Raw genomic sequence first — 1,880 nt, forward strand, 5'->3', positions numbered from 1 at the left:
GGTCCGCGATGGATGGCGGTGAGGTCAGAAGATGGAATCGCGCAGGCATATCGATATCGAAGAGGTCAGCGGCTACGGGTAGGTCACGGCGCGGCGTCTGACGAAGGCCCGGACACGCTGGGAGCCGTTGATGGCTCCGCCGGCGGACCGGTATATCCGCCCTCCGCCAACATCGACCGATCAGGGCTCTCAGAGGGCCGCGGCAGGATCGTGCGCCAGTGGGGCGTCGATGGCTCGCCTGAGTTCAATCGCTGATCGACGATGTCCACCCGGAAGATCACCTTCAAGTCCCACAGCGGCGCACCTGCGCGCTTGAGTCGATCGACGTATTGCTGATCGTCCTCTGAGGGTTGCTGCGGCCAATGGCGCATGAATGCCGACAGCTTCGGCCGCTTTGGCAGCATCAGGGCACGCACTGCCGCATCCAAGTCGACGCTGGCCATCCACATGAGATCCCGGAGGGAAAGAGATTGCCCCAGCGAAGCGGCCGCGAGTACCAGGCGCCGGGCATGGCCGCTCGGACTCTCCAATGCGCCATCGGCTGGTGGGGGCTCCAGCGCCAACAACGTTTGTTGCCAGCCCTGCAGCTCCGCGCTGCTATTTGCATTGGTGCTCACCGGCGCGCGGGCGCCCCCCTGGACCGGCGGATCGTCCGACCAAACGGGCCCCTTGGCCGGCTTGAGTATGGCTTCCACCCGTGTTTGGAATACTCGGCACACCTCGAGCGCCGGGGCACCCAGGTCCACAAGCCGCCGGGCATAGTCGAGGTCGGTTTCACTGCCATCCTGGTCATTCTGGCGCATCAGATCCGCAAGCCTGGGAAGGTCTGCCAGGCTTCGAATGCATTTCGCAGCACGCGAACCAAGACCGGTCATGACCTCGATATCCAGGGTACACGCAGGGTAGGGCCACAAGTGTTTCGCCAGTACCAGCCTGCGGGCGTAAGCGCACTTGGTTTCATTTTGGCGGCGGGAGACGGTGCTCAACAGAGTCACATGCCAGATGCGTAACAAAGGGGCCTGTGCCGGATCGGTGTGGCCGTTTGGTGGCTGGCCCGAGGGCGCGGGAGCCACAGGCGGAATCCAGAGGCTCTTTGCGCCGCCATGTGCATCCGTGCGCTGCTCCACGCCGGGGAGCCGCTGGACCGGCTGCACTTCCGACGCGCTGGGGTGCGGCGAAACCCGTGGCGATGCCCCGCGCCCCTCCACCCGCGTCGTCTCGGGAACGAGGGCTTTCTGCGGAATGTGGAATACGTACCTTAATGCTTCCGCTGCGGCACCCTCGTCCAAAAGCCGCTGGGCATAGTGGCGGTCGGATTCATTCCACCCTTGCGGATGCCGGCGCATCAGGCTCCGAAGCTCGGGGAATTCGACCAGCCCGCGAGCGGCCCGCGCCATGCACGTACCTGCACCGGACAGGGCCGCGAGATCCTCGATACGTGCCCGGTGGGGCCACAGGTTCCGCGCCAGCATCAGCCTGCGGGCATGTGCACTACGAGTTTGACTTGTCACTGGGGGGACGGCATCCAACAGTTTCCGCTGCCATGGCAGCAGCAAACCGGCCGGAGCCTGGGCTTGATCCGGTACCAACGGGCGTGTCCGGCTCACCGGATCGGCTGCTGCCTGCGCGCTTTCAAATTGGTGGCGAGGATCATTCGCCAACAGATCCTCCTGAGAAGGCAGCAGCGAAGGGGCCAGGTTCTGACTGAACCGGTCCGAAGACTCCAGGAGGACCGGTAATTTCGGGGGGACTTCCGGCAACTGGAGCAACTGGCGCAATATCTCGCCACGCTCGATCCCGCTTGGTCCTTCGCCCGGCTGATCCGGTTCGAGCGGGCGTTTGCGGCTCACCGGGTCGGCCGTGGCCTGCACAGGGCTCGG

At 64.9% G+C, this 1,880-nt stretch carries 1 protein-coding gene; it reads right to left on the reverse strand.

The annotated features are described in order from the left end of the window. Nucleotides 1-83 precede the first annotated feature (83 nt). Nucleotides 84-1,880 (reverse strand): hypothetical protein (locus BMY53_RS26155; RefSeq protein WP_177201054.1); only part of this gene is annotated, 1,797 nt, incomplete at its 5' end.

The sequence above is a fragment of the Roseateles sp. YR242 genome (assembly GCF_900109745.1).
Taxonomy (GTDB): Bacteria; Pseudomonadota; Gammaproteobacteria; order Burkholderiales; family Burkholderiaceae_C; genus Roseateles.